The organism is Pseudomonas sp. S4_EA_1b, assembly GCF_016307435.1.
Taxonomy (GTDB): Bacteria; Pseudomonadota; Gammaproteobacteria; order Pseudomonadales; family Pseudomonadaceae; genus Aquipseudomonas; species Aquipseudomonas rhodesiae.
This window is the reverse complement of record NZ_JAEILC010000019.1, coordinates 1-23,314: the sequence shown is the minus strand read 5'-3', so window position 1 is coordinate 23,314 and position 23,314 is coordinate 1. Positions and strand designations below refer to the sequence as shown.

The window sequence follows — 23,314 nt, the reverse complement described above, 5'->3', positions numbered from 1 at the left end:
GGCACCGGAGGTGGCCGCCACGCAAGGGATTCGGTCCGCACCGGCGAGTTTCAGCTCTTCCTATATAGAAGCCTCAACAAATCCCCTTCCATCGGGCTACGTATTTAATGCTGCGTCTCCTATAGCCAAATTGCAGCATGGGTACGTCAATCCTCTTCCCAAGGAAACACTGCACCATGGCTGATAACTTCCGGCTCAACATCGGTTCACTGCGCAGCGATGTGAAGCTCACCCTTCACACTCACCACGCCGCTCGTATATGGATGGGGCGCCCTAAAAATGACCTCAAAGCCGGCATCATTGGTCTGTCAGGGTTCTGCACTGTCGTCAATCGAATGTCTCGAGGCGCCCAACAGGATGATCCCTACTCTGACTGGTGGATGATCCTCCTCGAGGAAAAGATCAACGATTCCAAGGAAGCGTTAAAGACCATCGAAGATCGCCTGGACACAGCCATGGCCTCTCTTCCACCGGCCATCAGCATTAGCGAAAACCTCTCGATCCAGCCTGTCAGCCTCCCGCTGTACATCTCCAATCCCCTGGGATTTCAGGCTGTGTACCTGCTGACGAACTACGACGAAATTGTCAGACGCATTCTGTTGGCCCAGCACGTTGGCCTTGTCGGGCGCCACGATATGGAAACCTGGATCGACGAAGGCGCAGCGGTACTGCGGAGACTGTTTGGTCTGGCCCAGATCTATAAGTACTCAGGCGCTGCCCGCGACGACTTCGCTGCAAACAATGCCAAGGCTGAAGCAGCCCGCAAAATGTACGAGCGGTACGGTGAGCTGCCACAAGACATCCTGGAAGGCACCCGCCGTTCGAATTTCGCGCCACCGATCATCCGCGGTCAGCAGCAAACCGAGACGGATGATCATCTCGATGACCCCGTTGAGGGTTAAAGAGCATGGGCCAGATTCCCTCCAATGATGGGTCGCTGCAACAGACCGCCTTCCGGCCACTGCAACAGGAAGCCTTTCAGCGACTGCAACAGGCTGCCTCACTAAAGGGCCTTTTAAAGCCTTTTAAAGGTAAGGGGGAGCTGACCCAATTTGCCGATCTTTGCCGAGCTCAAGAATCGGACTTAAAAGCTCTTGCCCAGGAAGTGCTGAGCCAGGCCCGCCGATATCCATTCACCCTAGTTCCAGTGCGGTTGACTGAGCAGAACACCCAAGCCGGCACCCAGTTTTTGAGATGGCAGCAGGTGACAGATCGGCGGATGGGCGTAGGGGTTTGGGCAGAAATGATGGGCTCACCCAGAACACCGGAATCCATGCTGCAGGATCTTTACGTGATGGAGCTGCAGCGCATCACCTTGAATATGCAAATGAGTTTGCTGCACTCGATCACCAAACAGGCCGCCGAGTGCGCAGAAAAAATGGGCCAGGCAGAGGCCGTGTATACCGCTCGCCTGCAGCAGCTCAACAACCCAACGCAACACCAATAACCTCGGAGAATACTCATGGGCACGCCCGTACAAGGCTGGGAAGGCAATATCGGTTCTGCACCGGAATTCAAAGAATTCCCCAACGGCAATAAAGACCCACGTCGACTCATGCGAGCCAACGTTTACTTCGACAATTCGATTCCGGATGGCAAAGGCGGCTACGAAGATCGTGGCGGTTTTTGGGCGAATGTGGAGTGGTGGCACAAGGACGCCGAGCATTATTCGCAACTGTTCCAGAAAGGTATGCGAGTGCTGGTTTCCGGTCGCGCCGTTATGGACCGTTGGAAGAACGACGATGGCGAATTCGAAGCTTTGAAAATCCAGGCCAGCCGGGTCGGCATGCTGCCACACCGCGTGACCATGGTGAATCTGGCGCCTTCGCAAAACCAGAATTCGCAACAGTCCAACAGACCCGAATCGCGGCCGCAGCCAGCTCCAGGCCCGGATGAATATCCAGATACCGATCCACCGCAATTCTGAAAACAGGGGCTTAATTTTTCGGCCCATTCGTGTAGCTGTCGGTGTTGGGGGAAACAGCTCATCGTTTCCCCCGACCTCATTAGAGAACCACTACAAATTAGGACGTGCCGATGGATGAAGTTTTGAGGGACCCAACAGGGTACGTTGTCATTGGCGCAGAGCACCCAGCTTTAGGCCGTGTTTACTGGGCTTACTTTGATGAAAGCGAGGTGAATGCTCCGGACTACTACGGGCTCACCCTGGACATAAACCGAGCATCATGGGCTCCAGTTGGGTGGCGAACGGGAGAGTATCTGATGGGGGGCCGTGGAGAGACAGACCTTGATACCTGGCAAGCCCGCCGATTTATCAACACCTTGCTCGATGAATACCGCTTAGATACTGAATACCGCGTCGACTTTGACGACGACGACGAAATGACTGAACACTTATACGGCAAGCTGGAACAACTACGTGTTCAAAGCGGACAATCCACTCAGGACTTCATCGCGTGGATCAGAGTTGCGAACTGGACGGACGAGCCAGCTTCGAATTGACATCAAACCGCCAATTGGTTGGCAAAAAATCGCGCCATTCGTTAACTTTCAGGTTGAGTCACACTTCCATTCGGCTATCTCAAGCACAGAAGTTTAAAACTTCCGTTTTTGATGCAAAAAAATGCGCTATTCGTGATGTTACTGTCTGATAGATCTGTTCTTCGGGGACCGATAGCCAATGGCGCAATCTCGAACTTCTTTGAAACCAGCAGATAGGCGGCAATTCAATAACCCCCATACTGCCGTTCAAATAGCCGGTGCTGACGCCGCCCGAAAAGGGCTACGGGTGTATGACTGCCCTTACCACCATCCTGCGATGCGCGCGTCGTGGCTAAAGGGCTTTGCCCAGGAACAGCAGCTGACGCTGGACCTCTAGCCGCTAAAAGCCTCCCGTTGTGCATTGACCATTTCCCATTGAAGCCTTACCTGCCATGACGTGACAGTCCCGCTCTGCATAATTGAGAAGGGGCACACCGTGAAGCTATTGATCATCGAGGCACCTGGGAAGCTGAAAAAGCTTCAGCCAATGATGAAGAAACTGCGCCCAGGCGAACACTGGTTGGTTGTCGCCAGTGGTGGGCACATACGTGACTTGCCCGCCAGAGGGCAGGACGACAGCATGATCACCACAGGCGTCCGCAAAAATTACACACCGGTGTACGAGATCCTGGATAAGAGCGCCAAGGCCGTGCGGACCATCAAGGCCGCAGCTAAACAGGCCGATGAAATCTACCTCGCAACCGATCCGGATCGCGAAGGTGAAAGCATCAGCTGGCACATCCAGCAGGTACTGGCGGTCAAATCCTACAAACGCATCACCTTCAATGAAATCACCCTGAAGCGTGTCGCAGAGGCTCTAGCCAATCCTCGCCAAATCGATTTGAACAGAGTCGCGTCACAAGAATGCCGGCGTGTACTTGATCGTTTGGTGGGTTACCTGGTGACTCAGGAGCTACGCCGACTGATGGGCAAGCCCACCTCTGCAGGCCGCGTGCAATCGCCTGCCGTATACCTGGTGGTTTTGCGCGAGCGCGAGATCCGCAACTTTCAGGTAATCAACCACTTCGGTGTGCGTCTGAACTTTGTGGATATGAATCAGGGCACCACCTGGTATGCAGACTGGCAACCGGTACCGGATTTCGCGAGCAAAGACTTTCCTTACGTTCAAGATGCCAACCTGGCCCGACTCGTCGCCGGCACACGTAATGTCGTCGTCGAGTCCTGTGAAGACCGCAAGGCCGAGCGCCACCCACCCGCGCCCTTCATCTCTTCCACCCTTCAACAAGCAGCCAGCAACGCCTTGAAATGGGACCCGGACAAGACCATGCAAGTCGCCCAGCGATTGTATGAACAAGGCGTGATCACCTACCACAGGACGGATAATCCCAACGTACCAGACGAGGCCATGGAGGATATTAGAACCGTAGCTAGATCTATCGGATTGAAGACCGTCGACGAGCGACGTACATTCAAGGCCGCCGAAGGCGCGCAGGAAGGCCACCCCGCTATTACCCCGACGCATTGGGCTGATACAAAAGCTGGTGAGAACGACGAGGAACTCGCCCTGTACAAGTTGATTTGGGTCCGGGCGCTGGCCAGCCAGATCGAAGCGGCGGTATTCGACGTGCGTGCTGTAAAACTGCTCGCGGTTGGCCCAAATGGTAAGGCTTTGCGATTCAATGCAACTGGTGAAACCCTTTTTCATCCTGGGTGGCGGAAACTGCTCAAGGGCGATGACACAGACGATGAGGAAGATGGAGCAGCGAGCAACCCAGTTCCTGCACTCACACCAAAACAGATCATCTCTGTGCACAACGGAGAACTGCTGAAGAAGAAAACTCAGCCGCCATCCCGCTACACCAAGGCCAGTCTAATCAAAGAAATGGAGCGCCGCGGTATTGGTCGTCCCAGCACGTTCGCCTCGATCTTGAAGAACATCACCAGCAAAGGAATGATTGAGGAAAAAAGCCGCAAGCTGGTACCGGCGCCGCTGGGGGAGGAAACAATCGCGAAGCTGGAAGGGTTCTACAGTTTCGTGGAGCTCGATTTTACGAGGGAGCTGGAGCGGGATTTGGACAAAGTCGCCCAGGGCCAAGACACCTATGGAGCTGTCGTTGCGCGTCTGCATAGACGCCTGGAAGAGGAACTGTCTCAGCAACGTGGAATGCCGAGTGTGCCGATGGCGTCCGCTCCACGCCCAGCCACAGCAGGTGGCGCTTTCAACTGTCCCAAGTGCAATCAACCCCTCGCAAGGCGACAAAAAAAAGGGGGCGGTGGCTATGACTTTTGGGGTTGCACAGGCTTCAAATCGAATGGATGCAAGGTGAGTTTTCCAAACTTGAATGGCAAACCAGATCTCAATAAACCCAGAGGGGTGTGACTTCTGCCATTGCCGATATAAATCACCGACAACGCCGTTACGCATTAACCCTAGAAGCCCACCATTCCTATACCTGACAGTCCTCTGCGAAATTGCAGAGGAGGTCATGGGTGAGCGTACAGAAGAGACAATCGGTGGTGGGGCTGCGCATCTTAGCGCCGAAGCTGGAGAAGTTCTCAGACCGGCAAATTGAAGTCGCCCAGACCTGGGCTTTACAATTTAACGTACCGCCCTCCCAGCTGACCTCCTTCATCGATACCTATCTGAGTTCCACTGTCCATACTCGTTGCTGGTGCGTAGCCCTGCCCTCTACAGATGATCAAACACGGCGGCTCCTGGCCAGAATCGGCGATCACCTCCAGTACTTCGATGGTCATCAGGTTAAGGCCTGCAAAATCTTCAGCAAGGACCGCGTGCATAAGAGAAAACCCACCGCAATGGTGGCCCAGCAGCTACTGCTCAGGTTTGAAAAACGCTGGTATGCAGACGTCCTACTGACCTCCTTCTGCAAGTCTGCTGGAGAGAGGGCGAAAGCCCTTTCGATTGAAGATCTAGGAAGCTTTAATCGCCGCGGCTTCGATTGGACGGCGAGCAACAATCGGTACTTCAATCCCCGCACCCGATTTTACCTGAAGCAGATTGGCAGCACGCTGAAGCAGTTTTGCCAGTGTCTGGACCAAGAGCTTTTATTCGCCATTCGTTCAGCGCAATGTCCCTCACCCAAGCTCTATAACTGGCTGGCTCAAGGTGACCGAAAACGCCGCCTTCAGGCCCTAAAAGCCCAGCCAGTACTGATTCCACTTCTGGTACTAGCAGATCAATGGCCGTGGCCGTGGGATGGGCAGCAGCAGGTATACATGAACTGCCCATGGGATGAACTTCAGGCGTGGCGCCCATACTGGAGTGAGGACCGTTATTTGATTTCCGCTGAAGAGTGCCTGGTAGGTCGCATAGCCGACGCGGGCCTCCCCCTTTCCGACACACTGGCTTGGCTGCTACAGGCGCCGCGCGCTGCAGTGCGCTACCTGGGTCAACAGCGGGTATTCGATACCGGCAGTGCATTGACCCGTATCAGCCGCGAGGGGCCACAAGGACCCTGGCATCGACTGCTGCTGGGAGCCTCACTGGGCAATCGCCGTCCTCTTAAAAAAGCGCACTGGATCACTCTCTTCGCGCTGCTGGATAAAATCCCGTATCAACTGCTGGATCAAACGCAGGACTGGAACAGGCTGCTGTCAGGGTGTCCAACTGATTGGTCGGACGACAATTGGTCCAAAATCGCCGACGACTTTCGAGACCTGAACGAGCTCTTTAACAACGTTGATGAGAGCGACGGACCAGCTTCTGGTGAAGCACTGCAGAAACTCAAAAGCTTCATTGCTACTGCTTCCTATCACCAGATCGCCAGCTTGGTGAATGGCTTTCACCTCGCGTTGATAGACATCCGTGAGGCTTTAGATGCAGTAGATCCACAAACAAGAACAGACTCTTTAACGCCCTGGAAGCCGCTGCTTTATTCAACCAGCACACCCCTCGTGAGTCCAAATGGGCTGCAAATTATCGAACTGAAGTGCCCCGCCGATCTTGATGCGGAACATCGAGCGCTGGGCCATTGCATTGATGGTTACGACTACAGTGCTTATCGGGGCATCTGCCGTCTTTTTTCGGTTCGCGAAAACGGGAAATCGTTGGCCTCTGCAGAAATCCAAATGGATGAAAGTGCCTGGGGCGAAACGTTAGCAAAATTGACTCCCAAACACCTGGTGACGATACAACTGAGAGGGCTCCGCAATCGCACACCTAAGTCGGGCTCCAGGGTTGACCGGGCCTATCAATGGTTTTGGGCAAAGATCAAATCGGGTGAGCTCGCCATTAACCTGGAATGGCCCGACCAAACACTATCCATGTCGCGCTATACAAATCGAAACCGGAAAAAAATGCATGCCCAGGCCTGTGCGGAATGGATCAACCAACGATTGAGCAGGACATGAGTCGTCCACGTCTGATGAACCGCCGGCAGGACCTGGTCGAAAAAGTCATTTTTGACGGCTATGACTTCGGGGTCTTAATGCAATACGTTGAGGGTGCGAACCGGCTGTTTCTCGAACGTAATGGTTTCTATATTCGGCGTGCCGAGCATCCTCAACATCGCTATTGGCGATTACCAAAAGGCAAGTTGCTGGATGACCTGGATGTGCTCTTCCACCGTTTGATGGAGTTGTCCGAGGACCGTTTCAATGAAAGTTGGGAGACGTTTTCACATAAAATCACAGCCGCACAAAACGACCCAGATCGGCAGGCATTCACGTGGGGGCTGACCTTTCGGATAGCTCCACTCGTTCAGGGCGGGATCCTGCTGTCAGGTGACTACCATCCTGGCGCGGTCGCCGTTTCAAGGCGCATGCACGGCGTGTTTCTCGGGCATTCCAAGTCCTGGCGCATTGACGCTGGTGCGGAAGTGGTGCGAAGCAACTTGATCCTGGAGCTTGGATTGTCGGAGGATCAGTTCGAAATCCTCGACACCGTGCAAGAGCTGCTGACCGACGGATCCGTTGTTCCAGCTGATGAAATCACCCGCATCAGTCTTGGTGGACCGCCACAAGAGCGCGCAGCAAAAGCGGCTGACGATAGCACCTCAACCGATGTGTATTTAGCCGCGGTGCCCTCAATCGAGCGCACCGGGTCCACTACCGAACAGATTAACCAGGCATTGGCTGGTTATTCTTTACTGGACCATCAACCGGCAGGCATCCGGCACTTGCTACAGCGCACAAGCGCCTTGCTTGCGGATGACATGGGGCTTGGTAAAACTCGCCAAGCAATCATTGCCGCTGCAATCCGAGCAGCTAATAGACCCATCTTGGTTATCACCCTGTCGACGTTGATCATCAACTGGCAACGCGAAATCCAGATGGTGTATCCCAAGGCCACTATCGGCCAACAGGTCTTTGATCCCTCTTCGCAATGGATTATCACCAACTACGAACGCCTTGGCGATTTTGTTCTGCATGCAGGACACTTTGAAGTGATGATCATCGACGAGGCGCACCGCCTGAAAGAGCCGACCGCCGCGTGGACACGTCACGGCTTCGACATTGCCGCCAAGATACCCAACCGTTACCTGCTGACGGGTACGCCAGTCCTCAACCGAGAATCTGAGCTGCACACGCTGCTACGGCTATCCGGCCACCCCGTTGGGAAACTGCCCTTGAAAGAATTCTGCGAACAGTTCGCCGGCAGTCAGGATTTCCGCATGAATCTGCGGGGCGCAATCGGCGATTGGATGCTCCGTCGACGCAAGGATGTCTTGCCCGGTCTCAAGGGCAAACAGCGCCAAACTTTACCCATCGAACTCACTGCTGAAGAGCGCAAGCAATACGATCAAATTCGGCTCGAAGACAGGCCTAGCCTCGCCAGGTTGGGATCACTGCGTCAGTTGCTTGAGCAGGTAAAGATTCGTGTCGTAATGGATCTGCTGTGCGAACTGGACGCGGAGGACAAAGTAATCTTGTTCTGTGAGTTCAAGGATACGGTAGGAACACTTCGCACTCGGTGCAAGCAAGCTGAGTACGGGTGCGTCACGGTTGTCGGCAGTGACTCTGTAGGCAAACGGCAGAAGGCGATCGATCAATTCCAAAGTGATCCAGAAACCCGCGTCTTTGCCGCCACTACCTCCGCTGCCGGCACCGGCAACAACCTCACTGCGGCCAACTATGTGATGTTCCTGGGCCTCCCCTGGACGCCTGGACTGCAGGACCAGGCTGAGGACAGGGCCTACCGCAATGGGCAATTGCGCATGGTCGTGGTGAAAATCCCGCTGGTGGAAAACACAATCGACCAGATGCTTTGGCAAATGCTGCAGGATAAGCGTCAGTTGGCAAGTGACCTCATTGAGCCCGACGCGGCCGGCAACGCGAGACAAGCATTGGCGACCAATTTGTAGATCTGCGGTATATCACTGCTTCTTAGTGGCTGAGACCTTGTAAACGTACTTGGAACCATTACTTTTGTTTTCTGGAATCTAATAGGCCTCCCCATCGGCAACAATAGTTTCGTTCGATATCTGCAAACTTCCGAAAGTGGCAAATCTATTTCGATTTTACCCACTTTGCTCGTATTCATTTCGAGGAGTCGAACATAATTGACTTTGTTACGTATTAGAATCTTCCCATCGCTCATAATGGCCGTCGAGACCCATTCAGAAGAGACTGATCTCACTGAAAGGCACGGACAGTTTTGGCGGACTCGTTGAATCCAGCGCGATACGCCAATATCCAACATCATGCCAAGCGCCATGCTTGAATCCTACTTCTGGATACGTACCGATGTGAGCGAAGCCTAGTGCTTCATGCAGCCCCACGCTGCCATCGTTTGGCAGCGCGATCCCGGCAAAGGCTGCGTGAAACCCTTGCCTTTTCAATGTCGGCAGCAACACGCCATACAGTGCCCGGCCGACCCCGCTACGGTGCGCTTCTGGCGATATATAAACGGTGACGTCGACCGACCAGCGATAGGCCTCACGAGCCCGGTGCTGACTGGCATATGCATAGCCGATGAGCTGGCCGTCTCGCTCCGCTACCAGATACGGGTAAGTCGGCAAAGTCGACCCAATCCGCTTGGCCATCTCTTCGACTGTGGGCGGCTCAAGCTCAAACGAAATCGCCGTATGCTCAACCATCGGTGCGTAAATTGCCTGGATGGCTTGAGCGTCCGAAATCTGCGCAATCCTTACTGTGGTGTTGCTCATCCTCTATCCCCTTGGTCGCTCAAATCGATCTTTGATTGACTCGTTTCGAGAGTGCTTCGGCGCTTTCCTTGCGCTCCGAATAGCGGTCTACCAAATACGTTTCCCGGCCCCGAACCATCAGCGTGAACTTCATCAGTTCCTCCATCACGTCCACAACACGGTCGTAGTAGGCGGATGGCTTCATACGCCCTGCGTCGTCGAACTCCAGAAAGGCTTTGGGTACTGACGACTGGTTTGGGATGGTGATCATCCGCATCCAGCGCCCGAGGATCCTAAGCTGGTTTACCGTGTTGAAGGACTGTGATCCACCGCAGACCTGCATGACGGCCAACGTCTTGCCCTGGCTGGGGCGGACAGCGCCCAACGTGAGAGGTATCCAGTCTATTTGGGCTTTGAATACAGCAGACATTGCACCGTGACGCTCTGGCGAACACCACACCTGTCCCTCTGACCACAGAACCAGATCCCGCAGCTCTTTAACCTTTGGATGGTCTTCCGGAGCGTCATCAGGGAGAGGCAGACCCGAGGGATCAAAGATGACGGTCTCGGCTCCCATTAGGGTCAGGATGCGCGCGGCCTCTTGGGTCAGCAGCCTGCTGAAAGAGCGCTCACGGGTTGAGCCATACAGCAACAAGATGCGTGGTTTGTGAGTCGGTTGCTCGTTGCCTTGCAGGCGATCCAGTGTGACGAAGTCGATTAGCGACTGATCCAGATTAGGTAGATCCAGGCTGCTTTCCGAGGAAAATTCGTCCATTACAGTTCACCTATTTGATCTAGCTCGCGCTTCAGTTCCTGCGGTGTGAGCGCCGAATGATCCAAGCTGAAGAATGCCTCGAAACGCTTTTTAATCTGGACGACGGTCGCGTCAAATGCGGCTTGGATGTCGCTGTCTGTGCCTTCTACATCGGAAGGGTCGGCGAGGCCCCAGTGGCTTTTGACAGCAGGCCCGAAATAGACCGGGCAGGGTTCGCCTCCAGCCTTATCACACACGGTGATCACCACATCCGGTGGTGAGTCCGAAAACACCTCTGAGCCTTTGCTGTAGAGATCTGTGGTGTCGATACCAAGCGCTTGCAACGTACTCACGGCGCGTGGATTCAGTTGTCCGCTTGGGAAGCTGCCCGAACTGACGGCGTTAAAACCGCTCGGGGCCAGGTGGTTGAACAACCCCTCCGAGAGAACGCTCCGGCAGCTGTTTGCCGTACACATAAATAGCACTTTCATGGGTTTCTCCTAGACAGGGATGCTCAGCCGCGACGCCAGTGCCACCAGCGTTACCAGCAAGATAGGGAGGGTGAGGATGCTGCCGACTTTGAAGTAGTAACCCCAGGTGATGCGGATATTTTTCTGCGCTAGCACATGCAGCCACAGCAACGTGGCCAGGCTTCCGATGGGCGTGATCTTGGGGCCAAGATCGCAACCGATGACGTTGGCGTAGATCATGGCCTCACGTACCAGTCCTGTAGCGTCGCTGCCCTGAATGGACAGAGCGCCGATAAGCACACTCGGCATGTTGTTCATGATCGAGGACAACAGCGCAGCGGTGATACCGGTGCCCAAGGTAGCGGCCCATAGGCCATGCTCGGCAAATATGTTCAGCAGCCCCGAGAGCGAGTCGGTTAGGCCAGCATTACGCAGGCCATAGACCACCAGATACATGCCCAGCGAAAACACGACAATTTGCCAGGGCGCGTCCTTGATGACCCTTCTCGTGGAGATGATTTGGCCTTTACCTGCGATGACCAGCAGGATCATTGCACACGCAGCAGCAACAGCGCTGATGGGGATACCTAACGGCTCCAGTGCGAACAGACCAACCAGCAGCAGGCCAAGTACCCACCAGCCAGCAATGAAGGTCGCCCGATCTCGAATCACCGACTCCGGGGCCTCAAGCTGATCCGCGTCGTACTGGGCGGGAATGTCCTTGCGATAGAACATCCAGAGCATGAACAGTGTCGCGGCCACGGCCACTAGGTTCACTGGCCACATGACAGAAGCGTATTCACCGAAACCCACGCCAAAAAAGTCTGCCGAAACGATGTTCACCAGGTTGGACACCACCATCGGCAGACTGGCGGTATCAGCGATGAAGCCTGCGGCCATCACGAATGCCAAGGTGGATGCCGGGCTGAAGCGAAGCGCCGTCAGCATCGCGATGACGATTGGGGTCAGAATCAGTGCGGCTCCATCATTGGCGAACAGTGCCGAAACGGCTGCACCGAGCAGGATCATCAGCGCAAACAGACGTCCGCCTTTGCCCCGACCCCAGCGAGCGACATGAAGCGCCGCCCATTTGAAGAATCCCGCTTCATCGAGCAACAAACTGATGATGATCACAGCAATGAAGGTCGCGGTAGCGTTCCAGACGATGTGCCACACAACCGGCACATCCCCTAGACTTACGGCGCCAGTCAGTAGTGCCAGAACGGCACCCGCTGCCGCGCTCCAGCCGACACCTAACCCCTTGGGTTGCCAGATAACAAAGACGAGCGTAACTACGAAAATCGATGCTGCGATGAGCATGAGTATGTTCCAGATCAGGATGTCAGCAGCAGGAGGCTTGGCGCACGGGTCTGTCTTCCATGGAAGCCAGCCGTCCTTGATGGTCGTTAACCCAGGACTGGTGTGCCTGCGTAGTGACGTTCAGAACATCCAGTGCCCACTGTTCAAGCTCGGGATGCAGCCGGTAGTAAACCCACTGACCCTGCCTCCGATCTGCGAGTAACCCGCAAGCACGCAGTTGGGCAAGATGCCTGGAGACCTTCGACTGGTTATCGTCCAGTGCCCAGATTAACTCGCACACGCACAACTCACCCTCAGCCGAAAGCATGAGCATGATCCGGGCGCGAGTTTCATCACCCAAGCACTTGAAGAATGTGTGTGGTGTAAGGCTCATAAGCAATCGCTCTGCATATGTGGATAATCGAATATGCAGATTTAACCACGTTCAGCCTGCTTGCACAAATGCCTGTGGCGGGAGTTAACGATGGGGATCAATGCTCACCGGTCGACCACAGGGTAACGACCAGGAGGGATTAACAATCGCCTCAGCACGCGGACGGAGATTTGATGTTCGAATGGATGTTCGCTGAACGCGATTTTGGATTCATTACTCTAGGCGTAATGGCAGGATAGCTGGTCAGGTCGAATGCAATTGAGTGGTCAGCGTGAATGCAAATGAATGCTCAGCGTGAATGGAAATGGGTGATCAGATACTAGGTAATTTTCCACCTCGGTCGCGTCATCTTTGTATAGCCTATAAATACCTATAGACGTAGTTTTCTATTTCCTACTGCGCAGCTGGTACCAGCCTGTCACCGTTCCCCTATCATTACAGGGGGCCTCTCGGCACATGATCAGGCACGTCACCACGCTCTCGCTTCTAGCGTTAATCGCCAGTTGCACGACCCAAACGGCGCAGACACCCAAGCCCGCTTTCGACAGCAGTCGCAATCCGGACATGTTGACGCCAGACCTCTATCCTGGCGGCGCCGTTCCTGAAAAAGAACCAGTAGTGCGCTATGGCCGCTACACCCTCGTCAGCACGCTGCCAGATTCTGGCCAACGTGACCTGATGGCTCAGATTATCGACATCAGCATTCCAGCCAACATGCACCCAAATGTGCATGAGGCCATGCAGTACGTGGTGGACCGTTCAGGTTATACGCTTTGCTCGGCAGACTCTGGCCACGTCAACATCCTTTACACCCGACCACTCCCAGCAGCCCAATATAAACTTGGCCCTATGACCCTGCGTAACACCCTGCAGGTGCTCGCAGGTCCGGCCTGGCAGGTGAAGGTCGACGAGGTCAACCGTCAGGTGTGCTACGTCCTGCGCCCTGGCTACCAGCTCCCGGACTCTCCACGTCCTGCATCAACTCAGATTGCTCAACTCAACACATCGACAGCTGCACAGCCTATCGCAGCGAAGAGCAATAACAATGATGCGGGCAGCCAAGTAGTAGTCGCCGCCGTTCCCCAAACAGCGCCTTTCACAACAACGGCATCAGCCGCTACCCCTGTGGCGAACGCTGCACCAGCCAAAACCGTGGCCCCTCCTACGGTGATTACCAAGGATGGCTCTACAAAACAAACGTCTGCCTTGCCGACTCAGAGTCCGGCCTCGACTTCGTCCAGCAACCCAGATGCCAAGGCCGCTTCAACTCCGAAACTGGTCACCGCGCCGTCCGCAGTTTCTGCAGCGCCAAAGCCGGTTGCGACGGACATTGCAGCGCCGAAGCCGCTGGCCCAGACATGGACGGCTTCAACTGGCTCAACCCTTCGTCAAACCGTCGAAGGCTGGGCTGAAAAAGCGGGCTGGAAACTGATGTGGCAGGTCGATGATTTGGATTACTCAATTGACGCTCCACTTCGATTTGAGGGCAGTTTCCAAGAAGCCATTGGGTCGATTTTCCCTCTCTACGACTCGGCTCCACGGTCCTTTCTGGTCGATGTGGTCGACAGTAACTCCTCACAGCGGCTGATTTTTATTACAGAGAGGAACAAATGATGACTGCTCGTCTCTGGATCAAAAGCACAGCCTTGTCACTTATCGTCGCACTGGTGAGTTCCTGTTCGCTGCAGCGTGTGAATGAATCGGCCAGCCGAGCTGAAAATGACGCTGCGACAGCCTCTCAATACAGCCGATTTCTGAGAAATCAGCAGCAAGAGTCCGCGCGCGCTACGGTGGTGTTCAGCGACAAACCATGGGTGTCCAAAAAACCGCTGGTCGCCAAGCGTGGTTTACCGCTGACCATGGATTGCGACATCACCTATCGCCCCTCATATAACGTTGGGATCGCTGAGATCGCGCAGTACATCACTAGTGAATGTGGTGTACCGGTCATCGTAGCCCCTGACGCAATCGACCCAAGTGTCCTTTCCAGTTCGACGCAGGGCAACTCAGGACCTGCAGTTCCACCTGGTTTGGGCTCTGCCGACAACCTGACCAACTTCATGCCCGCCGGCGTCATCGGCAATGTTCCGAGCAACGCCCGCTCAATGAATTCGATTGGGCTGACTGCACCCAACACATTCCCCATTAAGTACAGCGGCAAGCTGTCAGGGTTGTTGAATCAAGCGACCTCCCAGTTGGGCTTAGCGTGGAATTATTCCTCCGATGATCGAAGCGTGCATGTCACTTACTTCGACACCAAGACGTTCGACGTCTGGGCATTTGGTGATGACCAGGTCATTGAAAGCACAGTGAAGTCGGGCTTGCTGACCGCTACAGGCAGCGGGAGCAGTTCCGGTGGTGGTGGCGGCGGATCTTCGTCGACAGGTGCATCGGGTGAATCAGGCAGCAACCAGAGCACCACCGTTACCATCAAGACCTCGCTGATCGGAGACATTGAAAAAAACGTCAAGGCGATGCTGAGCCAACAGCCCCAAGGTCGGATGTTCCTCTCGCGTTCCACTGGCACCCTGACGGTAAGTGATCGACCAGAAGTACTCTCAAACGTTGCTAAATACCTGAATTCGATCAACAGCAGTATCACCCGTCAGGTGTTGTTCAACGTCAAAGTTTTCGAGGTAACTCTCACCGACACAGACCAGACCGGCCTGGACTGGACGGCTGTCTATACGTCCTTGAGCAACAAATGGGGCTTTTCGCTGAAGAATGCCACCACCGGCATAAGCACGGGCGCGGTGTCGGGCTCGTTGAGTATTTTGGACACGTCGAAGTCTCCTTGGGCTGGCTCCAACTTAATCATCAAAGCACTTTCCGAACAGGGCCGAATCTCGAACGTTCGCTCGCCGTCGGTCACCACGCTGAATCTGCAGCCGGCACCCATCCAGATCGGCAACGTAAAGAGCTATGTCGCATCAAGCTCGACAACCACTACGGCTTCCGTTGGATCGTCTACTTCGCTCACCCCCGCGACTATCACCAGCGGCTTCAACATGATGTTGCTCCCTCGAATCATCGACCAGGACAACATGTTGCTGATGATCACCCTGAGCATGAGTAGCAAACCGACCTTCACCACTTTTACGAGCAACGGCTCCAGTGTCCAGACAGCGGATTACGACACCAAGAATCTGTCGCCCAAGGTCAAATTGCGCAGCGGTCAAACCCTCGTACTGACTGGTTTTGAGGAGAACAGCGAAAACGCAACCAAGTCTGGCGTAGGGGATCCTGGATTCTTCGGTTTGGGCGGCAGCCGTGTCCGCACCACAGGGCACAGCGTACTCGTAGTGCTGATTACTCCTGTTGTTGATAGCGACACAGGCAGCCCCAGCGCGGTGATTTCACCTGCTGCCAACGAGCCTTGGGGCTCTTGCCCTACCCCACTGCTGCATTGCACAGGTTCCAAGGGGTAAGCCATGGTTGCGGAAACCTCAAAAAATGCACGCTCTGCTCGAGTCCAGGTACTCCAGTATCGTGGAAAATCATTTGTCACCGGTCTGCGCTGGCATCCGCTGGGTAGTGTCACCGGGCACATGAAGGAAGCGCGCCAGTACGGTCGTGAGCACCACCTCGACATTGTCGCCATTAGAAGAACACCAGCCATTATTCAGGCAGGTTTTGTAGCGCGCAGCGAGGAGGTCATCAAAGGGATGTACTCGCTCGCGGCCACCCTGGCTGGACAGCTGGGGGACTCATGGATCGCGGCCTGGAAAACTGAAAGCGAGATTGACCAATATGCCCTCGTTGCTGTGTATCAAGGTGGCGTGATCTCTGGCTGCGACATGATCGGCACTGGTGCTGAGGTCCGCCGCCGAGTCGCGCAACAACGCAGTCGTGGGATCAACTTCGACAACGAGTACCTGCCCCCAGAGTTCGATATGGGCGGTCAACCACTGGACGTGGCAGAGCTGCTTCAGCCGTCGCATCTAAAACGCGAGTACCGGCTACGGCCACTCGTCTTTGGGCTATCCAAACCAGAACTTGTACAGCTGGCGGTTCTTGGCGTGCTGATCGCTGCCGGCATCATCGGATGGGCTCAATGGCAGAACCATCAGGACCAGATAGCCAAAGAGGCGGCTTTCCAGGCTGAACAGCAACGCCTGGCAGAGTTGGCCAGACTGCAAAAAGAATCCGGTATGGAACAGACGCCCCAAGCGCTTGAACACCCTTGGGCCAAACGTCCATCTGTTGCAGATTTCCTGGAGGGTTGCAGCAACGTCATTTATCAGTTGCCTCTGTCCATTCAGGGATGGCAGTTCACGAGTGCCGTCTGCGACGGCGCACAGGTTTTGTCCTCCTATAAGCGCTCGGGCAATAGCACGGCCGACAAACTGATACAGGCGACGCAGGGCCACTTTTCTGATCGGCCGGCCTTCTTTGACGAGGGCAACTCGGCCACGTTGAAATTCGACATCTCTCTACCCGCAGCCGGTGATGAGCCTCTAAAAGACGCCATCGTGATGTTGGCGAACCTGTCGTCTTGGCTGCACAGCTTCACTCAAACCCCAGTGCTGAAAGAAGTGCCGGTCGTTGTGCCCATTCAACCAGCGATACCGGGCCAACCTGCGCCACCGCCGCCCCCACCGCCTCAATGGAAGCAATTCGAGCTGAGCTATGCCACTGGCATTACGCCGCTGGACTCATTATCCGGCGCACCCAGTCAGGGCTTACGGCTGCGCGAAATCACAACCAAATATGAGACCGGCCACCTTGTCTGGTCAGTAATAGGTGACCTATATGCGAAATAAAGCGCTGTGCTTTTTGTGCTCCATCCTTGCGTTAGGGGCACCATCGAGCTGGGCAGATGAGAACACCCTATCTGGGGTGAACGTCGGCGAGCTGGCCCAGATTCAAAGCCAGACGATCTTGTTGAATGCCAAAGCCGAGAAGGCCAAGGCCGAAAGATCGATCAAGGGCGAAGACCAAAGTGCGACGACGCAGCCGTCAACTGTGTTTTTTTCTCAAGGAAACCTCACACAGCCGGCTGCAGCCTCGGCGCACAGCAGTGATACACAGTCTGACTTGCCTGTCGTGAAAGCGGTATTCGGCTCAGCAAAACGGCTGCGTGCGACTCTGCTCTACAGCAGCGGATTTGAAGTAGACGCAGATGCCTCATCTCGGGAGTTACCCGGTGGCTATCGCATGGCCATCCTCTCCGTCGAAAACGTGACCCTCGAGCGTGGCGGTAAGCGCTACCCCCTCGGCTTTTCCAGTACGCCCCCGGCCAGCTTGAGCAACGTTAACAATTCAGCCCCCAGCATTACCCCATCAGCACCTATGCCGCCTGGGCTGATCCCTGGCCAACGTTGATTGAGAAGTTCGATGACGATCCTGACTGAAAAACCAGATGTCATAGAGCCTGACAGTGATGAGTCTGCTGCAGTCCTACTGACGTCGCACCAAATACTGCTGACGGCCCCTGGTGGACCGTTTGAGCTGAAACCCGAGCTGCGTCAACTATGTGCGTTGACCAGCGATGGGATTTTGTATGTGTCAGCCCAACACCAAACGGATGCCTATGTCATGGCATTCGAGGACCAGCTGGAACACGAAAATCACCACTTTGAGGTCAAGGTCTGCTCGATGAGCACAATCAAGGCACTCTACCGCGCCAATGATGATGCAAATGGTAAAGCACTATCGGCGACTGAGACGAAGCGCCAGGCCCAGGTGGTGCAGCTTTTAGGAGAAGCCCACCGGCGCAATGCCAGCGACGTCCACTTTGTCGTAGGTCACGATATCACTCGAATCTTCTTTCGCATCCACGGGCTCTTGTGGGAGGCAGAACAGCACCAGAGCCAGGTGGGCATGGAGCTCTGCTCGTCCCTCTACAACAGCATGTGCGATGTCGCGAAAGACCACTACCAGCCGCAGGTGAGCCAGGACGCCAGGGTAAAACGCGCCTATGTCGACCAACTCGGTTTGTTCGGTGCCCGAGTCGCCACTCGGCCGCTCGTAGATGGCCCTCTGATGGTTTTGCGTCTGCTGTATGACGACAAAACCAAAATGACGCTTAGTGATCTCGGTTTCCTGACGCAGCAAATTGATGCATTCAGCCGCATCCGCAGCTTGCCTTATGGGGTGAACCTGATCACTGGACCCACCGGTTCCGGCAAATCGAAGTCGCTGCAGGTAAACCTGAACCTCTTGCACGAAGAGTGCGGTGGAACAAAACACATTCTGACGATGGAAGATCCACCTGAATATCCACTTCTCGCCAATCAGTCACCGCTGGGCGCCGGTGAAACCTGGAATGACGGGATCACCAATTCCATGCGACTCGACCCTGACATTCTCATGTATGGGGAGATCCGGGACCTTGCATCAGCACAAGCGGCTTTCCGCGGCGGTATGACTGGTCACCTGGTGCTGACGACACTGCACACCAACAACGCTGTAGCAGCTCTTCAACGACTGATCGACATGGGTGTAGACCGACACCTGGTTACTGATCCTGCACTGATGACAAGCGTGGTCAATCAATCCCTCTTGCCCGTGCTGTGTTCCCACTGCCGCGTCCCCGCACGCGAGCATCTCGGGCAGCTCAACAGTGCGCTGGTGCAGCACTTGCGCGATTTGGAAGCGATTGATGAGACCTACCTCAAAGGACCGGGATGCCCGCATTGCAAAGGCTTGGGCATCACCGGTCGCACGGTGGTTGCGGAAACTTTGCTCACCGACCTTGAATTCATGCGCGTTTTCAATGGGCAGGGTGCAAGTGCGGCACGTCGCCACTGGGTCAAGGAAATGGGCGGTATTACCAAGACCGCACACACGATCATCAAACTGAAACAAGGATTAGTAGACCCCCGCCACGCCGAAATGACGGTGGGGCCGTTGGACTTTGACCGGCAAATCCTGGAGCTCGCTCATGCTGAGTGACGTCAGAGCGATGCTGAATCGTTGGGCAGAGACCTTCTATGCCAAGCAGTTTGGCAAAAACGAAAGAATCCAGTTCTACGAGAGCCTGATGGGCATCCTTGAGGATGGTGTGTCGCTTGAAGACGCACTGCACACGGTGGCCAGAGCATTCAGCGATAACGGGCAGAAGCTCCATCCAGTGTCCCTTGCCTGCAGGGATATCGCGCAATCGGTAAAAGGTGGGAAATCGCTGAGCATTTCCTGCGAAGGCTGGGTTCCCTATGACGAGAACTCTTTGATCGCTTCCGGGGAAGACACCGGCAACCTGGTGCAGGCATTTCGGGACTGCGTGAGGATCATCGAAGTACGTCAGCGGATCAGCAAACTCGTAGCGTCCGCCACCGTTTTCCCCTCCATGGTGTGGAGCGTCATGGCGGCGTTGCTGTATGTGATTGCAGTGTGGATGGTGCCCTCCATGACACGACGCTCCAACCCCGAGGCGTGGACCGGCGTGCCGGCCTTCCTCTATGCCCTATCGAATTTCGTGACCCACTACGGGCTAGTGACGCTGATAGCTGTAATCGTCTTTATCCTCATATCGATCATCACTCTACCCGTGTTTTGCGGCCTTCAGATTACGGCCGCCAGCCCTTCGTGGAAGCTGCAGTTGAACAAGCTGCTCCAGGTCCTGCGAGTCCGAGCAGAGAGGCTCCCGCCTTGGTCAGTCTACAAGGCGCTCCACGGATCGATCTTTCTGCTCAACATGGCTGTGATGCTGCGCTCCGGCATCAACCAACTAGATGCGCTGACCTCTCTTCAACGCAATGCCTCTCCATGGTTGAAAGAGCGCCTGAGCGCCATTCATTACGGAGTGAGCGCCGGCAAAAACTTCGGTACCGCATTGAAGCTTGCGGGTCATCAATTCCCAGACCCCATGGCGATGCATTTTCTGGAAGTGCTCGCCACCCGCAAAGGCTTCGCTGAGTCGATGGAACGGTTTTCCAACCGGTGGCTGGAGCAAACGCTTCAGCGCGTCGAAGCCATCGCCAAATCTCTTATCGGCATGTCCTCCATGGCCATGGGGGTCATGATGATTCTGGTAGTGGTCGGGATCTTCCAGTTGGCCGGCAATGTGACTGCAACGCTTTAAATCAAACCTAAATGAGGTACTGGAAATGCCAACAAACACTCAAAACAACCAACGCGGATTTCTCTCCCTGGACGGGATGTTCTGGTTGATGCTGATCGCGGTGGCACTTGGTTTCATCGTGTTCATGGGCTACAGAACGTTCGGCAGCTCGGACGTCACCATTGAACAGAGCAATCTCGGCACGTTGCTGAGCAATACCAAACGACTGAAAAGCACCACGGGCTACGCCACGGCAGGCACCAACTTGGCGCCTTCTTTGATCAACCTCGAGGCAACTGGCGGCATGAGCATCAACGGTAATGCCCTGTCCAACCGCTGGAACGGCGCAGTGACCGTAATGAGCAACGGCATGACCTTCACCATCACAGAATCCAACCTTCCGAAAAATGCCTGCATCACCCTTGCCTCGAACATGGCCAAGGACAAACAGACAACGACGGCGATCAATGGCGGCACTGCAATTGCCGGCGAAATCACTGCGGTGGCAGCTGCGACCAGCTGCTCCTCGGACGCCAATACCATCGCTTGGACTTCGTACTAAGGAACTCAGTGTGAGCGTGATCTCTGATGCTGAATTCGTCGACCTGTACCTCGGCGATGGATTTGCCGACGCCAAAGGTCTCCCTGGGCAGGCACGAAGGGTTGAAGCGCCCGCCGAATGGCGGGCAGACCTTGAGCGCTTACGGGCGCAGTGCGAGGAAAAGCACAAGGCAACCCAGGATCCAGAGTTCGCCCTAATTGAAGATGGCGTCGTCCTTCGTGTAACCCAGTTGCTGGATTTGAATGGCAAGCCTGTGTTTGTCGTAAGCAAATCCTCAGTCCAGATCCGTCCATTGGACATGCTGGGTCTGCCCGACTATCTGCAGGACGCGCTGATGAGCGACACGGTACGCGGCCTGATATTTATTTGTGGGGAAATGGGCACAGGGAAAACCTCAAGTGCTGCATCACTGGTGAAAGCACGTCTCGAGGCCTGGGGAGGCATTTGTGTGGCTGTAGAGGATCCTCCAGAACCATTTTTGAATGGCAGGCATGGGAGTGGGCGCTGCATTCAAGTTCCGGTCTCTCGCCGGATGGGGGGATACGAGGAAGCTTTGATCCTAGCGCTGCGCACAAGAGCCGATTTCCTGTTCGTGGGAGAAATTCGCGACAGCTCGACAGCAGCACAAGTAATTCAAGCCTCGATCAATGGCCATCTCATTATCAGCACAGGTCATGCCGGCAGCGTTACTCAAGGCATTGAACGTATATCAGCCCTGGCTCAGCCGTTACTCAATAACGCCCGAGAGCTGCTCTCCAAGGGGTTGGTGGCTGTTCTTCACCAGTCCTTATCAAGTGGCAACGAAGGAAGTCGTCGATTAACCCTGCAGAGCCTGCTTTTCACAGGCGATGACGGACCGGGCATCCGAGAGAAAGTCCATGCAGGAAAGATCACGATGCTCGATCACGACATCGCTCACCAATCATCAAGGAGTCTCTGGAATGACCAGTAGGATCAAGCAGCGGGGGTTCTTGAGCTTGGACATGGCGATCGGATTGGCCGTTTTCTCCGTTGTCGTCACTTTGGCGATCGCATGGCAAATCAAGCAGATGGATTCTCAGGACTATCGAATTGCGGCTGATCAACAGAGAACCATTTCAGAGGCATTGGCCAAATATCTGAAGGATAACTACAGCGTGGTGCTGGCCAACGCGGCAGCAACCGTACCGGTGCAAATAACCGTTCCGATGCTCGTCAACACCAACTACCTTCCTGCAGGTTATAGCCCCACTAACGCCTTTGGGCAGACCATTGTCGGCCTCGCCCGGAAACCCAACGCCAATCAACTGGAAGTGATTGTGGTTACTACAGGTGGGCAGACGATTCCTGAAATGGGTATTCGAACCATCGCTGAAAATCTCGGAGGACCTGGTGGGTTCATCTCTTCTGCCAATCCGAACATCGTCCAGGGCGTGCGGGGTGGATGGCAGGTAGCACTAAGTAACTATGCTATAGCTCCTGGCCCAGGACATACAGCTAGCGCACTTTTTCTTATGGATGGAGCGTTGGCTAATGACTATCTATATCGAAACGCAGTGCCCAATCATCCAGAATTCAACACGATGAATACTGATATCACGATGGGCAACCACAATATTAACAACGCAGGAAGTATCACAGCGTCAGGCAACATAACAGCTAACGCCGACATTACAGCTCGAAACGTTATCGCCACAGCCAATGTTAATGCCGCTACTGCAACCATTACCGGTGATACCAGCACAGGTGGTTGGTTCAGAACACGTGGTGACACAGGCTGGTACAGCGAAAAATGGGGAGGCGGGATTTATCAAAATAGCCCCAACTGGGTCCAAGTTTATAACGACAAAAACTTTTCAACCGGAGGTGAACTATGGGGTGGAAAGATAACCTCGACGGGCAAGATAACGGCCTATGATCGCATTCAGACAAATGAATATTTGTCCCTGGGAGGCATAGCTACCGAGGGGCAACAGTGCAGTGACCGAACCCTTCTTGCAAAAAGCGCCGCGGGAATAACGTTGTCCTGCGAACAAGGCTTATGGAAAAGACCAGGTGGGTGGGAATTCCAGCTGATCCAGGGCACCTGCCAGGCGCCTGCCAGAGGAAGTGTGACCTGCTCCCTTGGCGACACTACATGGAAGTCATGCTCTTTAACTGGCGCTTTTGGCATCGGGGATAGTGAGACTGGGTACATCTTCAGAAATGCAAGTGGATGGTTTCTCTCCACATCTCGACTTTCCTGGCCAGGTCTTTTCTATTGGAGCTGCTTCAAATAAAGC

Annotated in this window: 23 protein-coding genes; 18 read left to right on the top strand and 5 right to left on the bottom strand. The window is 54.9% G+C overall.

The features are described 5' to 3' along the window. The 9 genes from YA0848_RS35920 to YA0848_RS07265 all read left to right on the top strand — a co-directional run. Positions 1–184, top strand: a 184-nt coding sequence (locus tag YA0848_RS35920; RefSeq protein WP_232925064.1) for a hypothetical protein, incomplete at its 5' end; no start/stop codon positions are given. Then, positions 177–902: a PFL_4669 family integrating conjugative element protein gene (locus tag YA0848_RS07300; protein ID WP_008437331.1), complete on the top strand. Its 726-nt coding sequence runs from the start codon at positions 177–179 to the stop codon at positions 900–902. The genes YA0848_RS35920 and YA0848_RS07300, both read left to right, overlap by 8 nt. Before the next feature lie 5 nt (positions 903–907). Continuing rightward, positions 908–1,447 carry a DUF3158 family protein gene (locus YA0848_RS07295; protein ID WP_008437334.1) on the top strand — a complete coding sequence of 180 codons (540 nt, stop codon included), beginning with the start codon at positions 908–910 and terminating at the stop codon, positions 1,445–1,447. A 15-nt stretch (positions 1,448–1,462) separates the two neighbouring features. Beyond that, a complete protein-coding gene (locus tag YA0848_RS07290; RefSeq protein WP_008437336.1) occupies positions 1,463–1,927 on the top strand; it encodes a single-stranded DNA-binding protein in 465 nt (154 codons plus the stop codon). 110 nt (positions 1,928–2,037) lie between these two features. Beyond that, positions 2,038–2,463 (top strand): hypothetical protein, encoded by a 426-nt coding sequence (locus tag YA0848_RS07285; RefSeq protein ID WP_008437339.1) that lies wholly within the window; start codon positions 2,038–2,040, stop codon positions 2,461–2,463. Positions 2,464–2,641: 178 nt separating this feature from the next. Then, a complete protein-coding gene (locus tag YA0848_RS07280; RefSeq protein ID WP_073845721.1) occupies positions 2,642–2,839 on the top strand; it encodes a CrpP family ICE-associated protein in 198 nt (65 codons plus the stop codon). 99 nt (positions 2,840–2,938) lie between these two features. Further along, positions 2,939–4,843: a type I DNA topoisomerase gene (topA, locus tag YA0848_RS07275; RefSeq protein ID WP_008437341.1), complete on the top strand. Its 1,905-nt coding sequence runs from the start codon at positions 2,939–2,941 to the stop codon at positions 4,841–4,843. Positions 4,844–4,953: 110 nt separating this feature from the next. Next, complete coding sequence (locus tag YA0848_RS07270) at positions 4,954–6,834, top strand: hypothetical protein (protein ID WP_019818088.1); 1,881 nt, start codon at positions 4,954–4,956, stop codon at positions 6,832–6,834. After that, positions 6,831–8,786 carry a DEAD/DEAH box helicase gene (locus YA0848_RS07265; RefSeq protein ID WP_024073377.1) on the top strand — a complete coding sequence of 652 codons (1,956 nt, stop codon included), beginning with the start codon at positions 6,831–6,833 and terminating at the stop codon, positions 8,784–8,786. Before YA0848_RS07270 ends, YA0848_RS07265 begins: the two co-directional genes overlap by 4 nt. A gap of 255 nt (positions 8,787–9,041) precedes the next feature. On the opposite strand, the gene YA0848_RS07260 is transcribed toward YA0848_RS07265, so the two are convergent. From YA0848_RS07260 to YA0848_RS07240, 5 genes are read right to left on the bottom strand one after another with little or no spacing between them, the layout of a single operon-like run. Continuing rightward, positions 9,042–9,590 (bottom strand): arsinothricin resistance N-acetyltransferase ArsN1 family B, encoded by a 549-nt coding sequence (locus YA0848_RS07260; protein ID WP_008437347.1) that lies wholly within the window; start codon positions 9,588–9,590, stop codon positions 9,042–9,044. Between the two features lie 19 nt (positions 9,591–9,609). After that, on the bottom strand, positions 9,610–10,344 hold the full coding sequence (gene arsH / locus YA0848_RS07255) for an arsenical resistance protein ArsH (protein ID WP_008437348.1): 735 nt from the start codon (positions 10,342–10,344) through the stop codon (positions 9,610–9,612). Beyond that, positions 10,344–10,814, bottom strand: coding sequence for an arsenate reductase ArsC (locus YA0848_RS07250; RefSeq protein ID WP_008437349.1), 471 nt, complete (start codon positions 10,812–10,814; stop codon positions 10,344–10,346). The genes arsH and YA0848_RS07250 overlap by 1 nt, the downstream gene beginning before the upstream one ends. A gap of 9 nt (positions 10,815–10,823) precedes the next feature. Further along, positions 10,824–12,113: an arsenic transporter gene (locus YA0848_RS07245; RefSeq protein WP_008437350.1), complete on the bottom strand. Its 1,290-nt coding sequence runs from the start codon at positions 12,111–12,113 to the stop codon at positions 10,824–10,826. Positions 12,114–12,135: 22 nt separating this feature from the next. After that, a complete protein-coding gene (locus YA0848_RS07240; protein WP_008437351.1) occupies positions 12,136–12,486 on the bottom strand; it encodes a metalloregulator ArsR/SmtB family transcription factor in 351 nt (116 codons plus the stop codon). 456 nt (positions 12,487–12,942) lie between these two features. On the opposite strand from YA0848_RS07240, the gene pilL2 reads away from it, so the two are divergent. The 9 genes from pilL2 to pilV all read left to right on the top strand — a co-directional run bounded on the left by pilL2 (position 12,943) and on the right by pilV (position 23,311). Then, the gene (gene pilL2 / locus YA0848_RS07235; protein WP_019818090.1) at positions 12,943–14,100 is read left to right on the top strand and encodes a PFGI-1 class ICE element type IV pilus protein PilL2; all 1,158 of its coding nucleotides are present in this window, start codon (positions 12,943–12,945) and stop codon (positions 14,098–14,100) included. Next, positions 14,100–15,914 carry a PilN family type IVB pilus formation outer membrane protein gene (pilN, locus tag YA0848_RS07230; RefSeq protein WP_019818091.1) on the top strand — a complete coding sequence of 605 codons (1,815 nt, stop codon included), beginning with the start codon at positions 14,100–14,102 and terminating at the stop codon, positions 15,912–15,914. The genes pilL2 and pilN overlap by 1 nt, the downstream gene beginning before the upstream one ends. A 3-nt stretch (positions 15,915–15,917) precedes the next feature. After that, positions 15,918–17,249: a type 4b pilus protein PilO2 gene (pilO2, locus tag YA0848_RS07225; protein WP_024073376.1), complete on the top strand. Its 1,332-nt coding sequence runs from the start codon at positions 15,918–15,920 to the stop codon at positions 17,247–17,249. After that, complete coding sequence (gene pilP, locus YA0848_RS07220) at positions 17,239–17,811, top strand: type IV pilus biogenesis protein PilP (RefSeq protein ID WP_008437355.1); 573 nt, start codon at positions 17,239–17,241, stop codon at positions 17,809–17,811. The genes pilO2 and pilP overlap by 11 nt, the downstream gene beginning before the upstream one ends. A gap of 12 nt (positions 17,812–17,823) precedes the next feature. Next, positions 17,824–19,383 (top strand): GspE/PulE family protein, encoded by a 1,560-nt coding sequence (locus YA0848_RS07215; RefSeq protein WP_019818093.1) that lies wholly within the window; start codon positions 17,824–17,826, stop codon positions 19,381–19,383. After that, on the top strand, positions 19,373–20,512 hold the full coding sequence (locus tag YA0848_RS07210; protein ID WP_019818094.1) for a type II secretion system F family protein: 1,140 nt from the start codon (positions 19,373–19,375) through the stop codon (positions 20,510–20,512). Before YA0848_RS07215 ends, YA0848_RS07210 begins: the two co-directional genes overlap by 11 nt. A gap of 88 nt (positions 20,513–20,600) precedes the next feature. Further along, entirely contained in the window at positions 20,601–21,053 is a 453-nt protein-coding gene (locus YA0848_RS07205) for a type 4 pilus major pilin (RefSeq protein WP_171902656.1), read from the top strand. A 10-nt stretch (positions 21,054–21,063) separates the two neighbouring features. Next, positions 21,064–22,005 (top strand): ATPase, T2SS/T4P/T4SS family, encoded by a 942-nt coding sequence (locus tag YA0848_RS07200; RefSeq protein ID WP_008437359.1) that lies wholly within the window; start codon positions 21,064–21,066, stop codon positions 22,003–22,005. Next, on the top strand, positions 21,995–23,311 hold the full coding sequence (gene pilV / locus YA0848_RS07195) for a shufflon system plasmid conjugative transfer pilus tip adhesin PilV (protein WP_019818096.1): 1,317 nt from the start codon (positions 21,995–21,997) through the stop codon (positions 23,309–23,311). The genes YA0848_RS07200 and pilV overlap by 11 nt, the downstream gene beginning before the upstream one ends. Positions 23,312–23,314 lie beyond the last annotated feature (3 nt).